General features: G+C 35.2%; 1 rRNA gene. It reads left to right on the plus strand.

Annotation, left to right across the window (positions count from 1 at the left end):
• Window positions 1-270 precede the first annotated feature (270 nt).
• Window positions 271-489, plus strand: a 16S ribosomal RNA gene (locus RH99_RS18085); the annotation flags it as partial.

Below are 489 nucleotides of genomic sequence, written 5' to 3' on the forward strand. Positions count from 1 at the left end.
TTATTATGATATTATATTACATGTCGCCAAGAACAAGGCAACAATTTATGAAAAGTTGTTAATAAGGAAATGAAAAAAACTATTGACAATAAGTAATAAATTTGATAAACTATAAAAGCTGTCAAATGATAGCAAGTTGATCTTTGAAAATTAAACAGAGAATAAGAATTAAGAGTAAACCAGCAATTCTTTAGATTTTGAGTAATCAAAATCAAGAGTAAAAAATCTTCATTTAATAATGAAGAATAGCGATGAGCTAAATCAAACTTATAAATTGAGAGTTTGATCCTGGCTCAGGACGAACGCTGGCGGCGTGCTTAACACATGCAAGTCGAGCGAGAAACCTTCGGGTTTCTAGCGGCGGACGGGTGAGTAACACGTGGGTAACCTACCTCAAAGAGGGGAATAGCCTCCCGAAAGGGAGATTAATACCGCATAATATCATAGCTTCGCATGAAGTAATGATTAAAGGAGTAATCCGCTTTGAGA

Origin of the sequence: Clostridium arbusti SL206 (genome assembly GCF_000246895.1) — a bacterium.
Taxonomy (GTDB): Bacteria; Bacillota; Clostridia; order Clostridiales; family Clostridiaceae; genus Clostridium_I; species Clostridium_I arbusti.